The organism is Cytobacillus luteolus, from assembly GCF_017873715.1.
GTDB lineage: Bacteria > Bacillota > Bacilli > Bacillales > Bacillaceae_L > Bacillus_BV > Bacillus_BV luteola.
In genome coordinates, this window is the sequence record NZ_JAGGKM010000004.1 from 44,363 (window position 1) to 60,292 (window position 15,930).

The 15,930-nt window shown below is 35.4% G+C and carries 17 protein-coding genes; 5 read left to right on the forward strand and 12 right to left on the reverse strand.

Going from position 1 to position 15,930, the window contains the following annotated elements:
• The first annotated feature begins 123 nt into the window (after positions 1-123).
• Positions 124-477, forward strand: coding sequence for a hypothetical protein (locus J2Z26_RS12265; RefSeq protein ID WP_193535448.1), 354 nt, complete (start codon positions 124-126; stop codon positions 475-477).
• Positions 474-950 (forward strand): hypothetical protein, encoded by a 477-nt coding sequence (locus J2Z26_RS12270; protein WP_193535449.1) that lies wholly within the window; start codon positions 474-476, stop codon positions 948-950. Before J2Z26_RS12265 ends, J2Z26_RS12270 begins: the two co-directional genes overlap by 4 nt.
• A gap of 37 nt (positions 951-987) precedes the next feature.
• On the opposite strand, the gene phoU is transcribed toward J2Z26_RS12270, so the two are convergent.
• The 10 genes from phoU to J2Z26_RS12320 form a co-directional block, all read right to left on the reverse strand.
• Positions 988-1,647 carry a phosphate signaling complex protein PhoU gene (gene phoU / locus J2Z26_RS12275; RefSeq protein WP_193535450.1) on the reverse strand — a complete coding sequence of 220 codons (660 nt, stop codon included), beginning with the start codon at positions 1,645-1,647 and terminating at the stop codon, positions 988-990.
• A gap of 65 nt (positions 1,648-1,712) precedes the next feature.
• The gene (pstB, locus tag J2Z26_RS12280; protein WP_193535451.1) at positions 1,713-2,522 is read right to left on the reverse strand and encodes a phosphate ABC transporter ATP-binding protein PstB; all 810 of its coding nucleotides are present in this window, start codon (positions 2,520-2,522) and stop codon (positions 1,713-1,715) included.
• Positions 2,523-2,539: 17 nt separating this feature from the next.
• Complete coding sequence (pstA, locus tag J2Z26_RS12285) at positions 2,540-3,424, reverse strand: phosphate ABC transporter permease PstA (protein ID WP_193535452.1); 885 nt, start codon at positions 3,422-3,424, stop codon at positions 2,540-2,542.
• A gap of 1 nt (position 3,425) precedes the next feature.
• Positions 3,426-4,376: a phosphate ABC transporter permease subunit PstC gene (gene pstC / locus J2Z26_RS12290; protein ID WP_193535453.1), complete on the reverse strand. Its 951-nt coding sequence runs from the start codon at positions 4,374-4,376 to the stop codon at positions 3,426-3,428.
• A gap of 118 nt (positions 4,377-4,494) precedes the next feature.
• Positions 4,495-5,490 carry a PstS family phosphate ABC transporter substrate-binding protein gene (locus J2Z26_RS12295; RefSeq protein WP_193535454.1) on the reverse strand — a complete coding sequence of 332 codons (996 nt, stop codon included), beginning with the start codon at positions 5,488-5,490 and terminating at the stop codon, positions 4,495-4,497.
• A gap of 210 nt (positions 5,491-5,700) precedes the next feature.
• On the reverse strand, positions 5,701-7,845 hold the full coding sequence (locus J2Z26_RS12300; protein WP_193536071.1) for a peptidoglycan D,D-transpeptidase FtsI family protein: 2,145 nt from the start codon (positions 7,843-7,845) through the stop codon (positions 5,701-5,703).
• A gap of 136 nt (positions 7,846-7,981) precedes the next feature.
• On the reverse strand, positions 7,982-9,277 hold the full coding sequence (locus J2Z26_RS12305) for an MFS transporter (protein WP_193535455.1): 1,296 nt from the start codon (positions 9,275-9,277) through the stop codon (positions 7,982-7,984).
• A gap of 132 nt (positions 9,278-9,409) precedes the next feature.
• Positions 9,410-10,018 carry a superoxide dismutase gene (locus J2Z26_RS12310; protein ID WP_193535456.1) on the reverse strand — a complete coding sequence of 203 codons (609 nt, stop codon included), beginning with the start codon at positions 10,016-10,018 and terminating at the stop codon, positions 9,410-9,412.
• A gap of 352 nt (positions 10,019-10,370) precedes the next feature.
• Positions 10,371-10,853, reverse strand: a complete 483-nt coding sequence (locus J2Z26_RS12315) for a DUF456 domain-containing protein (RefSeq protein ID WP_193535457.1) — start codon at positions 10,851-10,853, stop codon at positions 10,371-10,373.
• Between the two features lie 82 nt (positions 10,854-10,935).
• A complete protein-coding gene (locus tag J2Z26_RS12320) occupies positions 10,936-12,570 on the reverse strand; it encodes a Na/Pi cotransporter family protein (RefSeq protein WP_193536073.1) in 1,635 nt (544 codons plus the stop codon).
• 200 nt (positions 12,571-12,770) lie between these two features.
• Here J2Z26_RS12320 and J2Z26_RS12325 point away from each other — a divergent pair, with 200 nt between their 5' ends.
• The 3 genes from J2Z26_RS12325 (at position 12,771) to ispG (ending at position 15,163) form a co-directional block, all read left to right on the forward strand.
• Positions 12,771-13,544, forward strand: a complete 774-nt coding sequence (locus tag J2Z26_RS12325) for a DUF1189 domain-containing protein (protein ID WP_193535458.1) — start codon at positions 12,771-12,773, stop codon at positions 13,542-13,544.
• A gap of 79 nt (positions 13,545-13,623) precedes the next feature.
• Positions 13,624-13,962: a hypothetical protein gene (locus tag J2Z26_RS12330; RefSeq protein ID WP_193535459.1), complete on the forward strand. Its 339-nt coding sequence runs from the start codon at positions 13,624-13,626 to the stop codon at positions 13,960-13,962.
• A gap of 109 nt (positions 13,963-14,071) precedes the next feature.
• Complete coding sequence (gene ispG / locus J2Z26_RS12335) at positions 14,072-15,163, forward strand: flavodoxin-dependent (E)-4-hydroxy-3-methylbut-2-enyl-diphosphate synthase (protein ID WP_193536075.1); 1,092 nt, start codon at positions 14,072-14,074, stop codon at positions 15,161-15,163.
• A 39-nt stretch (positions 15,164-15,202) separates the two neighbouring features.
• On the opposite strand, the gene J2Z26_RS12340 is transcribed toward ispG, so the two are convergent.
• Positions 15,203-15,439, reverse strand: coding sequence for a hypothetical protein (locus J2Z26_RS12340; RefSeq protein WP_193535460.1), 237 nt, complete (start codon positions 15,437-15,439; stop codon positions 15,203-15,205).
• 82 nt (positions 15,440-15,521) lie between these two features.
• Positions 15,522-15,878 carry a DUF4190 domain-containing protein gene (locus J2Z26_RS12345; RefSeq protein WP_319638042.1) on the reverse strand — a complete coding sequence of 119 codons (357 nt, stop codon included), beginning with the start codon at positions 15,876-15,878 and terminating at the stop codon, positions 15,522-15,524.
• Between the last annotated feature and the right edge of the window lie 52 nt (positions 15,879-15,930).

Genomic DNA, 15,930 nt, shown 5'->3' on the forward strand with positions numbered 1-15,930 from the left:
ATCCGAACGTTACTGTCTATTTTCAAGTATACCCTTTTAAAGTAATGTTTCAACATTCAGAAATTGTCGATATTTAGCTAAATATGGTATAAATGTACTTAGATATTTGATTGAGGTGAAATGATGGAATATATGATTATAGGATTACTACTATTTGCGGTGCTGCTTTTACTAGTATCATTCTTTAGAAAAGATAAACTAAACGAAATTGAGGAGCAGGTAGATCAGCTTTCTTTAACACTCATGCACGAAACTTATCAATTGAAAAAGAAGATGAAGATTCTCGAGGAGGAACTGTTGATTAATGAGCAGGAGATTCCCAAACCTATATCACCTATTCGAGATGAGAATGAGTACATACTCACTCAAATCGAAAAGGGGATGGCATTTGATCAGATTGCAAAGGAATCAGGCCTTCCTACAGAAGAGGTCCGTTTGTTAGCAGAACGAGCAAAAAGGCAGAGTAATGGCTTATGACAAATAGTATGCTACGTGGCATTGCAATGGGAATGATTATAGCGACCTGTCTATTATCCGCTGTCCATTTCTTAACACCTCAACAGGGTAATAAGTTAACTAAAGAAGACCTAGAGCTTTATCTCGCTAACCAGGACTTAGTGGCAATACCTCAACAAGAGTACGAGGATCTTCAAACGCAAGATACTAATGCTAATAAGAACGATTCTGTTAAACCTGAATCAGAGAAAAAAGAAGAAGTTGTAAAGGATAAAGAAGATGAATCTCTAAAACACTTTACATTAATCATCGTTTCTGGAATGAATAGTCTCGAAATTGCAAACTTATTAGAAGATAATCAGATTATTTCTAGTGGAAAAGAGTTTGATATTTATCTGACTGAAAATGAATTAAATACATTAATTCAAATAGGAACATATGACTTAAGTAGTGACATGAGCTTTCAAACGATTGCAGATATAATCACCAAATAAAAAAATCTCAAGCTTAGGAAGGCTTGAGATTTTTTATTTACGTATTTAAGTCGTACTGTTTCGCTCTAACCATGAAGATAATGTGTTCTGACATATTGGTTGTATGATCAGCAATACGTTCGATATAGCGACAAACAAAGGCTAGCTGTGTAATTTGGTTGATAGACTGTGGATTCTTTGTCATCAGTTCTAATAGCTCTTGAGTTAACTTACCATATAATGCGTCAACTGCATCATCAGAAGCTGCAGTTTCTCTTGCTAAAACTGGATCCTCATTGATGTAGGCTTCAACAACCTTTGATAGCATATCTAAAGCCATATCAGCCATTTTTGGAATCTCAACAATTGGTTTAATTAATGGTCCGTTACCAATGTGTAGAATAGATTTAGAAATATTTACTGCTAAATCACCAATTCTCTCAACATCATTGGAAAATTTTAAAGCAGCAATAATTTTACGTAAATCAGTTGCAACTGGTTGTTGTTGTGCAATTAATTGAACAACAAGGTTATTAATTTTTTCATCTAATTGATTAATTTTTGCATCGTCTTCAATAATTTGCTTTGCTTTTTCAAAATCTAATTCAGCCAATGCTTTAATTGAATCTTCAACAGATGTTCGAGCGAGCGATGCCATTTCAAGTAAACTGTCTTTAAGCTTTGTTAAATCTTTGTCAAAAGAACTTCTAATAGCCATAGTATAAATACACCTCTTCTTTAGATGGTAAGTCTAACCTCTCGGACATGAAATTCTTTTATAAATCATCCAAATCTTCCTGTAATATAATCTTCGGTGCGTTTATCCTCAGGGTTTGAGAAAATTTTATCTGTTTCATCAAATTCAACAACCTCACCACTTAAGAAAAAGGCTGTTTTATCTGAGATACGTGCTGCTTGCTGCATATTATGTGTAACTATAATAATACTATAGTTCTGCTTTAATTCCTGCACAAGTTCTTCTACTTTTAACGTTGAAATTGGGTCAAGAGCAGAGGTTGGCTCATCCATTAAGATTACATCAGGCTCAATTGCTAAACATCTTGCTATACATAGACGTTGTTGTTGTCCTCCTGATAACCCATATGCATTTTCAGTTAAACGATCTTTTACTTCATTCCAAATTGCTGCACCACGTAAGCTCTTTTCGACAATTTCATCTAGAATCTTTTTGTTTTTGATACCATGAATTCTTGGTCCGTATGCGATATTATCATAAATCGACTTTGGAAATGGATTTGGTTTTTGGAATACCATTCCTACATTCGTTCTAAGGTCTTCAACCTTATATGATTTATCAAATATATTTTTCTCTCTATACAAAATTTCACCAGAAACACGTACAGTTGGAACTAACTCAACCATACGGTTCAATGTTTTTATATAAGTAGACTTACCACAACCTGAAGGTCCAATAATCGCGGTAACTTCATTTTCATTTATAGCAAGGTTTATATTTTTTAATGCTTGATCTTCACCGTACCATAAATTTAAATCTCTAGTGTCATAAACTACTTTCTTGTTTGTTGTACTTTCTATCTTCTCTTTATTTTCACGATCGGCAATAACCACCATAAAAGAATGCCCCCCAATTAATATCTCTTCTGAAACTTGTTACGGATAATAACCGCAATTGAATTCATAACCAATAACACAAAAAGTAAAACAACAATTGTAGCTGCAGCAAGATTTGCGTATTCAGCAACTAATGCTGAGTCAATTGTCCAGTAGTAAATCTGCATTGGTAAAATTGTGAACTTATCAAAAATGCTATCTGGTAAAGGAATTAATAATGCAGGAATACCAATTACTACTAGTGGTGCCGTTTCACCAATTGCTCTTGATAAAGCTAAGATAGCCCCCGTTAAAATGCCAGGTAAGGAAGCAGGTAACACAACTGTTCTGATTGTTTGCCATTTAGTTGCACCCATTCCATATGAGGCTTCCTTCAAGAAATTAGGTACTGCACGAATAGCCTCCTGGCTTGCTACAACCACAATCGGCAGAACAAGAAGTGACATCGTTAAACCACCAGCTAAAACGATATTACCCAAATCAGCACCTCTTACAAAAATAGTCAAACCTAATAGTCCAAATACGATTGAAGGAACACCAGCCAGGTTTGAGATATTTGTTTGAATGAATGATTGGAGTTTTCCTTTTTTTGCATATTCCTCCATGTATATGGCTGTACCCACACCCAATAACATTGTTATAGGCGCTACAACAAGCATTAACCAAAGGGTTCCAAGTATCGCACCCATAATCCCCGCTTTTTCAGCATTGGTTGAAAGTTTATTCGTAATGAATTGTAAATCAATCCATCCCAAACTCTGTGAAATAACACGGTAAAATAAAATAATTAACACAAGTAATCCAAATAATGTCGCAATTAAAAATAGTAGTTTTGCAAAATTATTGTTAAATATGCGAGAATTCATTCGTTTTTGTACTTGAGTAGAATCTACATATTTCATTTTAATATTCCTCCCTAAACTTACGAGAGATATACTGAGCCACTAAATTCATAATCAGTGTAAATACAAACAATGTCATTGCAACAGCATAAAGACTAAAATACAGGGTTGTTCCAGCAGCTGCTTCTCCCCCAGATACTTCAACAATATAAGCTGTCATTGTTTGCATTGATTGAGTGATATCAAACGTGAAATTTTTAGAACTTCCACTAGCAATAGTAACAATCATCGTTTCCCCGATTGCACGTGAAATTCCAAGTACAAATGAGGCGGCAATACCAGAAATTGCAGCAGGGATAACTACTTTCCAAGTCACTTCTAATTTAGTTGCACCTAGAGCTAATGCACCTTCTCTCATTGCATTTGGTACAGAGCTCATCGCATCCTCTGAAAGTGACGCTACCATAGGTATAATCATAATCCCCATTACAATTCCTGGACTGAGGATATTGGTCGATTCTAGACCAGGGATAAATGTTCTTAATAGAGGAGTAACAAACGTAAATGCAAAGAATCCATAAACAATAGTTGGAATACCTGCAAGTACTTCTAAGATAGGCTTTAGAATTCTTCTAATTTTATCACTAGCATATTCACTTAAATAGATTGCAGACATTAGTCCAATCGGTATAGCAACAAACATCGCTATTACGGATGAAAGTAATGTACCAGTTAAAAGCGGTAACACACCGAACTTTGCATTTTCTCCTAATGGTTTTAGTTCAGTTCCTGTAAAAAACTCTAGAAAAGGAACCTCTCTGAAAAAAGCGATTGTTTCCCTAAGTAATGTGAATAATATACCGATTGTTGTCAAAATTGAAATGACTGCAATTAATAATAAAATAGTAGGAATTAATTTCTCAAAATAATTAGAAATGTTTTTTGCATTCTTTTTCTCTTTTATCATTTCTCTAATATTTTGTTTACTGGCGTTATCCAAGGTTTTAGCCATGTTTTTAAAATACCCCTTTCATCCTTCACAACTTATATGTAAGGACAAGTGTAAAATCTCATTAAATAGCATAAGAAGATGAGGTGCTATCTAAGAGCACTCCCATCTTCGAATAATATTATTTTAAAGCTTCTAGCTCTTCTACTACAGTTTGAATTTCTGCGTCTGTTAAAGGTGCAAATCCAGTTTCAGCAGCTACAGTTTGAGCATTTTGCATTGTATAGATTGCAAAATCTAATACTTGTGGTTTTGCTTTAGCCATATTTACATTTAGGTAAGTAAATACAGGGCGTGTAAATGGAGCATAAGAACCATCTTCTTTAATCGTATCAAGAGTTGGTTCAACCGCACCATTTCCAAAATTTATTTTCACTGCAGTCAATTTATCTTTGTTATTTACATAGTATCCATATCCAAAGAATCCAATTGCATTTTTATCTTTTGATACTAGATCAACTAGAGTTGAATATTCTTGTTGTAAGTTAATATCTCCAACTAAATCTTGCTCATCTAGGATTTTCTCGAAGAAGAATTCATAAGTTCCGTGGTTTTCGTTAGGACCGTATGTTTTAATTGGTTCATTTGGGAAATCCGCGCGAACATCAGACCAGTTCTTTTTACCCGCACTTGCAAGGAAAATATCGATAATTTCTTGTTGAGTTAATTCAGTAGCCCAGTCGTTTTCTGGATTAATAACAATCGTTAAACCATCAAGAGCAACTTTAAGTTCTTTTACTTCTATTCCTAAATCTTGTGCTGTAGCAGCTTCTTCATCTTTAATTTTACGAGATGCATTGTTGAAATCAGTTCCATCTTCAACTAAGAATTTTTTAAATCCAGCACTTGTTCCAGCACGGCTTACTTCTACAGATACATTTTCTTGTGCTTCAGTCATATAATCTTCAGCCGACTTTGCCATAAATGGGTATACAGTTCCAGACCCATCAACTACAACGCTACCTTCTAATTCAGCTGTTTCAGCAGCATCACCTTTTGCAGCTTCGTTTCCTGTTTGTTCATTATTTTCTTCTGTGTTTTCAGTACCACATGCAGTAGCAAAAACTGCGAATAATGCTAAAGTCAACATAAGAAGTAGGTTTTTAAAGTTTTTCATTCCTTATTTCCCCCTAAGAGTTGTGTTTGATTTGTCCTACAAGAATTAATATAAAGGATTAGTATTAATTCAGTTTTAACCATTTGTAAAGGTTTTGTAAATTCGTGTAGAAATGTGTATCATTTTTTATTTATGGGCAAATATATCAAAAAAAAAATAGCACGATAGCTAGAAAGCTATGTGCTAATAGTATTAATTTATAAATTTTAATTATTCGTTCTCAACAGAATTGTTTTCTTCTGGCTCGACTTCAGTCTGAGTAGATTCTTCAGAGGTATTGCTTGTCATTCGATCTTTTCCTTTCAACTCAAAGTACTTATCTAAAATCCTTTTGCCAATAAAATTATTAATTGAATGTCTATCACTATAATCAGCATACGCAAATGGAACCACCACTGAAAAAGCAACTTCAGGGTTATCGTAAGGAGCATAGCCAACTAATGTAACATTATAGGCAGAGTATAGTTTCTTTTTCTCCCCGAATTTCCCTTCCCCATCATAGTAGAAGGATTCAGCCGTTCCTGTTTTGCCTGCGGGCTTATAAGGTGCATTTCCAAAATGACCATAGGCTGTACCGCCACTTTCTTGCATTACCTGTCTAAACCCTTCTTGAACACGATCTATTTGTTCAGGTGTCATGTCAATCCTATTTAGGATAGAAGGTTCAAATGGTTTAACAACTGGACCTAATTGTTCGTGTTCCATTATTGGTTGACGTATCTCTCGAACAATTTTGGGTTGCATCCTATAGCCGCCATTTGCAATTGTTGATACGTACTGTGCCATTTGTAAAGGAGTATACGTATCATATTGCCCTATGGTTAAGTCTAATAAAAATCCTGGTAAACTAGTGTTTCTTCCAGTGAATCCAGTTGATTCACCCGGCAAGTCAATTCCGGTCTTAACACCTAACCCAAATTGGCTAAAGTAATTACGCATTGTTGGAAAAACTTCTTGGTCAAATGGTAGTGCCTTATTAGGTCGATAGGTTGCATTTGCAATAGCGATACCGGTCTTAAACATATAGACATTTGAGGATTTACGTAGAGCTGTCAAATCATCAATTAATCCCATAGTCGAAACTGATTTCTTCGGGGGACTCCCTTTTATATAGATTGTTTCGTCCCGTAGTCTTGTTCCAATCTGTAAAACTCCTGTTTGATAACCTGTTAACACAGTAGCACCTTTAATAGCCGATCCCATTGTGTAGGCAGCATTCATATTACCTAACGCGTAATCATCTAACTCAGGCTTTCCGTCTCTTACAACATACTTCTTACCAGCCATCGTTAAAAGCTCACCGGTCTTTGGGTCCATCATAACAACAAAAGCACTGTCAAGAAAATGTGTACCCGGCTTTTTCTTAGCAATTAACAGCTCTTCTTCAATGATCTTCTCAACTTCTTGCTGTAAGTCCATATCAATAGATAATACTAAATCTTTGCCGCGTTCACCTTCTGAGATTACTTTTGTATCAAGAAGATTGTTACCTTTAGTGATATTTTCAATCTTTCCTTTTTGACCATGAAGAACCTCTTCATATTGCTCTTCTAGATAACTTTTCCCAACTCTATCATTCCTGTTATAGCCACGAGCAAGAAAATAATCTAGTTTTTCCCGAGGTAGTCCCTCTTCAGCAGTTGAAGTGGTGCCAAGTATGGATCTAAGCATCGAACCATAAGAGTACTCTCTTTCCCAGTCAGTTGTGGTATCAATACCAGGAAGTTCTTCTAAGTGTTCACTTACTACAGCATATTCTTTGTTCGAAACATCTTGATTTTTTACAATTTGAGGTGTTAGTGAATAACCTTTATTCAATTCCCTAAAGATGGCTACGACTTCTAACTCAGCCTCGGATATTTTAGCAAGATCAGATTCAGTAATTCGTTCTAGTTGCCTTTGGTACAGGTCACTATTAGTTAATTCTTTTTCATCCAAAAGCTCCAATTCTTCCTCTGTAATTAAAGCCTTTGCTTCTTCATGTCGTGTAATAATCCAATAATCCTTTATATCACGTTCTGTTAGCTTACTAGTGTCCTTTTCGATAAAAGTTGCAAGTTTTTCAGCAACTTCAACCATTTCTATTGCTTTTGTCCCTTGCGCACGTGTATAGGTAATCGCATGAAGTGGGTTATTGTCCACAATCACTCGCCCATAACGGTCGTAGATTTTACCGCGTGGTACTGGTGTACTTACTGTACTATTCTCGGTACGGTCTACCTGCTTTTGATAGTTTTCACCATGGACAATTTGCACAACACCTAAGCGGAGTATCAACGCAGAAAACAGGATAAATACAAGGAAAAATAACATATTTAAACGAAAAGGAACATGTGACTTTTTCTTCTTTTTCATAGTACCAACAACCTTTTTTTTCATTTAAGAACAGAAAAAGGCACCTTAAGGCGGTGCCTTGCTTATTATTTATTCTATAAGAAATCCTTTCGTTTTACCACTATGAAGATAGAATCATTTTATGGGAATTGTTTGTTTAGCTTGTTGCTCCACCTTCCCCTTCAACCAACTTTCGGTTGGATGGTGATTCTAACCCTGTTTCTTCATTTGCTTCCTCTGGATCATGGATTGTTACTTTTCTAATGAAAAAATAGATAATCGCATGACCAGCTCCAATGGTTGCAAGTAAGATAGGAATACTTTTCTTTTCGTCAAAGAAAGAAACAGCAATTAGAAATAAAAGAATAGATACAATCCTACCAGAATTCAGAAATAGTTCTCGAACCACAATATATTCGATTCTCATTTTTGCTGCATTCCAGCCTTTACCTATCACATCGTAGGTTAACGAAATGTAAGGAACCAAAAGAGTAGGGTAAGCAATAGCAATAACTACCGCGTAAATTAATAATCGAGCATATGTTACATCAAACAAAATAATATAAATTGCGGCATATAATAGTAAACCACCGATGAGAATTGCTTTTTTTCGATACTTTTTCTTAATTAAACGTGTAACGATGAAATAAGAGACAAACGAGACTGCAGCATTTACTAAGCCAAATTTACCAAGTGCTAGTTCACTATTGGTTGTAATAAAGACCAATACTGAAATAACAAATATGAAAGTCCCTTCTCTTAGTCCCTGAAAAAAATGAGCATTTGTTACAAGCTTCCAGTTTTTATTGTTTTTTCTTTCTTGAAGAATTCTTCTAAATAAGAAATCGCCCTCAGCCTTTCTCCTTTTAATAAAGAAACTAAGAACAACAGCTCCTGTAAAGAGTGCGAGTGAAATAGTAAAAATTACTGTATATCCTGTAAATTTTTCCATTGTTGATATAATGTATCCGGCAACAATTGGTCCAATCATACCAGCAGATGATCCTAATATCCCTAAAAAGCCATTAAAAAAGTCTCGGGTTTCTGGCTCAGTTATTTCAAAAGTAAGTACATTAAAAGCTAGCCAATAAAAACCATATCCAATTCCGAGTGAGGCTCCAAGTAATACTAAATATTCAGAGGCGTTTTCACCAATGATGAGGACAGTTATAAAAAAAATGGCTAAAAAGGTGACACCTAGCCTAAGTACAATGACTCTGTCTATTTTTTTTGCAAACCTTCCCGCTAACATAAAGGCGAGAGGTTGTAAAACAACAATGGATAAGTTATATAACCCTATGTCAAAAAACTTCCCTGATTGTTTCCACAAGTAAACATTTACAAAGGTGTTTGAAAGTGAGATGCTTAACGAATACAATCCACCAATTAATAAAAGCAATATTAAATCTTTATTAATTTCGTTATTTCCTGATAGTTTTCTCAAACCAAACATAGCTGACTCCCCTTCTCTGTCTAATCTGTAGTTTGCCAAAAAGCTTTTACAGATATTCGGAAATAGAGGAATTAAGCAAAAACAAAAAAGCTAATGTGGTTGTTTCCACATTAGCTTTTTTAATTTGTGAGATTATTTTGCTGCGTTGTAACGCTTAGTTACTTCATCCCAGTTTACAACATTGAAGAATGCTGCAACATAATCAGGACGACGGTTTTGATAATTTAAGTAGTAAGCATGCTCCCAAACGTCAACACCAAGTACAGGTGTTTTACCTTCCATTAATGGAGAGTCTTGGTTTGGTGTGCTAGTTACTTCTAATTCACCATTGTTAACTACTAGCCAAGCCCAACCTGAACCAAAACGAGTTGCAGCAGCTTTTGCGAATTCTTCTTTAAATGAAGCAAAGCTTCCGAATTTGCTGTTGATTGCGTCTGCTAATTCACCAGTAGGTTCACCGCCACCGTTTGGAGAAAGAATTGTCCAGAAAAGGCTGTGGTTAGCGTGTCCTCCACCATTGTTACGTACAGCTGTACGTGCTGCTTCAGGAACTGCATCAAGGTTTGAGATTAGATCTTCAACACTCTTGCTTAGTAACTCTTCGTTACCTTCTAATGCTGCGTTCACGTTTGTAATGTATGTATTGTGGTGTTTTGTGTGGTGAATATTCATGGTTTCTTTGTCAATGTGTGGTTCTAATGCATCATATGCATATGGTAATTGTGGTAATTCGTATGCCATAATAATTTCCTCCTTGGATATAGATAATTTTTTTGTAAACATCATGAAACACATATACATGTTTCATATGTTTGTTAATTCTTACATTACCAAAACTGCCATTAAATATCAATTAATTAGCTCTCAACATAACTATAATAGCCTATGCTTTTACATTTATACATACAGCCTCTTCAAATGTTGATTCTAGTTTATATCCAGTCCGTTTCTTTTCGCTACAGGCACTTGCTTTCCGCGGGGAGGAAGTCGAGCCTCCTCGACGTTCCGTCTGCGGGGTCTCGACCTTTCCTCAACTCCCGCAGGAGTCAAGTACCTTCCGCTCCAATCCACTATGCGTCTGTATAATAGACAGTTACAAAACAACCACTAGAAAATAACCTATCATAATCGCTTGTATGATTCCTTTTGTAATGACTCCGCTTAGGAAGCCTAGTAATGATCCAATTCCTATTTTGACAGCTTTTTTGAACTCAGTTTTATGTACGATTAGTTCTCCAATTATTGCTCCTGCGAATGGGCCGATAATGATTCCTGCCACAGGTATGACAAAAGGTCCAACTAACAAGCCAATAGTACTTCCCCATATGGCAGCTTTGCTTCCTCCGAACTTTTTTACTCCGAGTAAGTTTGTTAGATAATCCGCAGCTAGTAGTAATATAAAGAACAGTATTTGAATACTCCAGAAGAGAATTGAAAAATGGTCAAATCCATATGCAAAGCCATATATAGCTATTCCGAGTGCAATAAATACAACACTTGGAATGATTGGATAAACGAGTCCTATAAATGAGATGATAAAGCACGCAATGATTAAGATCCAATATAAAATATCCATAGCTCTCTCCTTAACTAAAAAAAGTGCAAGGGTTATAATCCCCTTGCACTCTATTATATAGGAAAATATTTCTTTTTACACATTATAAATGACGTTCACCAAGAACAGCTTCTGCTATATTAACAGCATGATCTCCAATTCTTTCGAGGTTACTAATAATATCAACAAACACAATACCAGCTTGTGCAGAACATTTCCCTTCAGTTAGACGAAGGATATGTTTTTTACGTAAAGAGCGTTCCATACTATCAATTTGTTCTTCTTTCTTCACCACTTCAATAGCAGCGTGTGTATCATGATCTTCTAATGCTTTGAAAGCTTCATTTAAAGTAGAAATTGTTAATGCAAACATTTCATCTAAATCTTCAATAGCACCATCAGTAAGCTTAACTTTATTCGAGACTTGATAATCTACAAGCTCAATAATGTTCTCAAAATGGTCTCCAACTCGTTCAATATCACGTACCGTGTCTACCAATGCAGAATGTAGTGTTGATTCTGATTCAGACATTGAGCTAGATGAAAGTTGAATTAGATAATCGGTGATCTTTCGATCTAAATTATTTATCGCATCTTCAAGTTGTAATGCAACATCAGCGTGTTTCTGCTGTTGTGTCTTTAAAAAGTTATGTGATTCTTCAAGGCCTGTTACAGCAAATTTCCCCATTCGAACAACTTCTTCTCTTGCTTGGCCGATCGCAATGGAAGGAGATTGTTCAATAAATATAGGATCTAAATGCTTTGCTTTATATTCAACTATTGAATCTTCACCTGGAATAATCTTTGTAACTAAAAAGGCTAAGAAAGCAATAAATGGAAATTGAATTATTACGTTTGTTAAGTTAAATGTTCCATGAGCGAAAGCGATTGTCATTTCAGGGTTCAAATTGAATATTGTTTGGAACCAAACAATTAACTTTGTGAATAACGGTAAGACTAATAGGAAGATTGCAGTTCCTAACAAGTTAAAGATAACATGAGTTAAAGCAGCTCGCTTCGCAGCTACTGAAGCTCCTATTGCGGCTAAAATTGCAGTAATCGTTGTACCAATGTTATCCCCAAACAGAACAGGTAACGCAGCAGTGAGGGTAACTAAGCCTTCACCGTATAATCCCTGAAGAATACCAATTGTAGCACTTGAACTTTGAACAATGACTGTAAAGACTGTACCAATAACAACCCCTAAAATTGGGTTCGAACTCATACTAACTGTTAAATCATGAAAAGCCTCGAATGCTCGTAATGGTTTCATACCATCGCCCATCATTTGAAGTCCTAAGAATAAAGCACCGAATCCAAATACAATTTGTCCAAGATGATGAATTCTTTTACTTTTGAAAAAGAATAGCAAAAGTGCACCTAGGGCTATGATAGGTAGAGCATAGTCTGTTATTTTAATTCCTATGATAAATGCTGTTATCGTTGTACCGATATTAGCACCCATAATTACTCCAATAGCTTGTCTCAAGTTCATAAATCCTGCACTTACGAGACCTACAGTTATTACTGTTGTTCCACTACTGGTTTGCAGGAGCACAGTTACTAATATACCTGCAAGTACACCCATAAATGGGTTAGTTGTATATCGATCTAAAATATCCCTTAGTTTGTCACCAGCTGATTTTTGTAGCCCGTCACCCATGTATTTTATTCCGAATAGAAAAATACCGAGTCCACCAATAAATTCAAATATCATCTTTTGAACATCTAGTTCCAACACTTTTCAACCCCTATGTATAAGTTTTCGACAAGAAAATACAAACCTTTTCAAATGTAACGTAAAGTAAATTTATTGTAAAGAATTTATTATCTATACTTTATACATTTTACACAAACTATATAAAATTGATTCTTTTATTGTTAAATTAGGGTCTCCTCGTTAAAATATTGTTGAGAGTACTTTAAGGATGTGTATATATGTCAATTTTCAAACAGTTTTATAAAAGCTTATATTCACCAAAGGACATTGCTTCTTTCCGTTTTCAAGGAATTGGAAAAACCATTTTGTTTGTTTTTGTTTTATCTCTTATTTCGCTTCTTCCAACTGGCTATCTTATTTCAACTGACATTTCAACTACTGTCGGTAATTTCGAGGAACTGCTTTCAGAAGATCTCCCCGATTTTAAAATTGAAAATGGTGTACTAGAGTCTGAGTATAGAGAACCGTATATTATTGAAAACAATAACTTTACCTTTATCTTAGACAGTAGTGGTGAATTAACCGAAGAAGATGTCGAAAGTTTCAAGGATAGCCTTGTATTATTGAAAAATAAAGCATTACTAGTAACTGATATTAATGTTCAAACCTTTGATTACTCCCTTGTTGAAGGTATGCCAATTACAAGTAAAGAACTTGTTAGCTTTTTTAATACATTTAAAACTGCATTACCTATTATCATTCCTGTTATTTTGCTTATCTTTTTTATTATGGTAAGTGGTTTGAAATTTATCGAAGTCACTTTCATTGCACTTATTGGGTTAATTTTGAACAATATCGTAAAGCTTAATTTACGCTTCCGACATACCTGGGTAATGGCTGCTTATAGTGTTACCATCCCTACTGTTTTCTTTACAATAATGGAAGCCTTACGAATACAAGTCATAATGGGAGCTTTCTTAAACTGGTTTGTTGCAGTTATTGTTCTTTACCTTGCAATGAAAGAAATCCTTAACAAAAAAATTAAATCATAAGCAAATAAGTGATTTTTTAGTCATTTCTTCCGATGGACAAGCATATGGATAAATAAGCTTGTCCATTGGAGGTTTTTTTATGAAAAAGTTTATTGGCGTACTACTTGCATTATTTTTATTATATATTGTGTATCATGATGTAACACAAGGAACCTTACCATCAATGAAAGAGCAGCCAGTTGCAGCTGCAGCTGCAGAGCAAGTATCAAAGCCTATCGAAAATACTACAATCCCTTTTCAAATTGTAAAAATTAAAGCAGGAGATACAGTGCTCTCTCTTACTGAATCATTATCTACCGGTAATGTCTCCATAGAAAAGATTATTTCTGATTTTGAAGAACTAAACCCAAAAGCGACTGCAAACTCGATTATTATTGGAAAAGAATATAAAATCCCTGTTTATTCAGAGGGAGAATGATTCTTTCTTGTCAATGCTCATAAACCACTGGTACAATAAAAAAGTGAAATAATAACAATTCAATATAAGTTAAAGTAACTATTCGAAGGAGCGATTTTTCTTGACTGAAATAATCCATCGTACGAAAACCCGTCCTATTAAAGTTGGTAACTTAACGATAGGTGGAAATAATGAAGTTGTCATTCAAAGTATGACGACTACCAAAACACATGATGTTGAAGCAACTGTTGCTGAAATAAAAAGACTTGAAGAAGCAGGATGTCAGGTTGTTCGTGTTGCGTGTCCTGATGAACGTGCTGCTAATGCAATCTCTGAGATCAAGAAAAGAATCAATATCCCACTTGTTGTCGACATTCACTTTGACTATAAATTAGCTCTTAAAGCCATAGAAGGTGGAGCAGATAAAATTCGGATCAACCCTGGAAACATTGGCCGCAGAGAAAAGGTTGAAGCTGTTGTAAAGGCAGCAAAGGAAAAAGGTATTCCTATTCGAATCGGGGTAAATGCTGGTTCACTTGAAAAACGAATTATCGATAAGTATGGGTACCCTACAGCAGATGGTATGGTTGAAAGTGCTTTACATCATATTAAAATACTAGAAGACCTTGAGTTTTATAATATTATCGTTTCAATGAAAGCATCTGATGTAAATTTAGCGATTGAGGCATATGAGAAAGCTGCAAAAGCCTTTGATTACCCGCTCCACTTAGGAATTACTGAATCAGGTACACTTTTTTCAGGAACTGTAAAGAGTGCAGCTGGATTAGGTGCGATTTTAAGTAAAGGAATTGGTAATACAGTAAGAATTTCATTGAGTGCGGATCCTGTTGAAGAAGTGAAAGTAGCAAGAGAGTTATTAAAAGCATTCGGGTTATCGTCTAATGCAGCTACACTCATTTCATGCCCTACTTGTGGCCGAATTGAAATTGACTTAATTAGCATTGCAAATGAAGTTGAAGATTATATCTCAACGATTAAAGCACCAATAAAAGTTGCAGTATTAGGATGTGCTGTAAACGGTCCTGGTGAAGCGAGAGAAGCTGATATCGGTATTGCCGGTGCTCGTGGTGAGGGGTTATTATTTAGACACGGTAAAATTGTCCGTAAAGTACCAGAAGAAACAATGGTAGAAGAATTAAAAAAAGAAATTGATGCAATTGCTGAGGAGTATTTCGCAAAAAAGGCTCAGGAGCAAGTATAAATTAATTGTTAAAAAGGCTGAGGGTATTCTTCAGCCTTTTTAGTCATCATCATTATTAATTTGGATTGCAGGTGTATTATTATAGATATAGGTTGGCGGAAGGTCATTTGGGTGGACCTCACGATCGTGATCCTTATAAAATTGATTGTTAATTTTCAGATTGGCTTCTTCTGTTTTACTTACATTTTCACTAGCTAATGTACTTTGACTCGGCATGTCGTCTAAGTATTGATTAATTTTTAAATTTGCATTGTCAGAATTGTTTTTTTGATCCATTCAAAACACCCTTACCTTAGCTTAAATTAAAGCTCGGTACAGAAATGTACCGAGCTTTATTATCGTTCTACACTACGCTACCTTAAAAAAATGGGAGGATAAATATGCCTACGATAATTGAAATGGCACCAATCCCTATTGCCCATGCTCCTAATCCTGTAGCACCTCTTCTGCGTGCGATAAAGCCAATAATAATCCCAGCAGCTCCCATAAGTACTGGCATTACAAATAATGAAATGATTGATAACGCTAATGCCAACCATCCCATACCAGTTCCACCTGTAACTGTATCATTATTTGTTTCCTCTACAGTTTCCCTGTTGTAATTTGTACCTAGTGGAGGTGCAACCTCAGCTGCAGTCTCCTCGGAATAGTCCGAATAGATATTTGAACCTAGGTTTGGATCGACAAAATGATTCTCATCATAATCATGAGCAATTCCTCGTTCACGGTTATTGTTTTGATCTTCTGCCATTGCTTAATCCCTCGCT

Bases quoted from the DNA above. Each gene is read 5' to 3' on its own strand.
- J2Z26_RS12330 (WP_193535459.1), top strand. From the start codon at position 13,624: ATGAAAAAGTTTATTGGCGTACTACTTGCATTATTTTTATTATATATT.
- J2Z26_RS12315 (WP_193535457.1), bottom strand. From the start codon at position 10,853: ATGGATATTTTATATTGGATCTTAATCATTGCGTGCTTTATCATCTCA.
- J2Z26_RS12265 (WP_193535448.1), top strand. From the start codon at position 124: ATGGAATATATGATTATAGGATTACTACTATTTGCGGTGCTGCTTTTA.
- phoU (WP_193535450.1), bottom strand. From the start codon at position 1,647: ATGGCTATTAGAAGTTCTTTTGACAAAGATTTAACAAAGCTTAAAGAC.
- pstB (WP_193535451.1), bottom strand. From the start codon at position 2,522: ATGGTGGTTATTGCCGATCGTGAAAATAAAGAGAAGATAGAAAGTACA.
- J2Z26_RS12300 (WP_193536071.1), bottom strand. From the start codon at position 7,845: ATGAAAAAGAAGAAAAAGTCACATGTTCCTTTTCGTTTAAATATGTTA.
- J2Z26_RS12305 (WP_193535455.1), bottom strand. From the start codon at position 9,277: ATGTTTGGTTTGAGAAAACTATCAGGAAATAACGAAATTAATAAAGAT.
- J2Z26_RS12325 (WP_193535458.1), top strand. From the start codon at position 12,771: ATGTCAATTTTCAAACAGTTTTATAAAAGCTTATATTCACCAAAGGAC.
- J2Z26_RS12310 (WP_193535456.1), bottom strand. From the start codon at position 10,018: ATGGCATACGAATTACCACAATTACCATATGCATATGATGCATTAGAA.
- pstA (WP_193535452.1), bottom strand. From the start codon at position 3,424: ATGAAATATGTAGATTCTACTCAAGTACAAAAACGAATGAATTCTCGC.
- pstC (WP_193535453.1), bottom strand. From the start codon at position 4,376: ATGGCTAAAACCTTGGATAACGCCAGTAAACAAAATATTAGAGAAATG.
- J2Z26_RS12270 (WP_193535449.1), top strand. From the start codon at position 474: ATGACAAATAGTATGCTACGTGGCATTGCAATGGGAATGATTATAGCG.
- J2Z26_RS12340 (WP_193535460.1), bottom strand. From the start codon at position 15,439: ATGGATCAAAAAAACAATTCTGACAATGCAAATTTAAAAATTAATCAA.
- J2Z26_RS12295 (WP_193535454.1), bottom strand. From the start codon at position 5,490: ATGAAAAACTTTAAAAACCTACTTCTTATGTTGACTTTAGCATTATTC.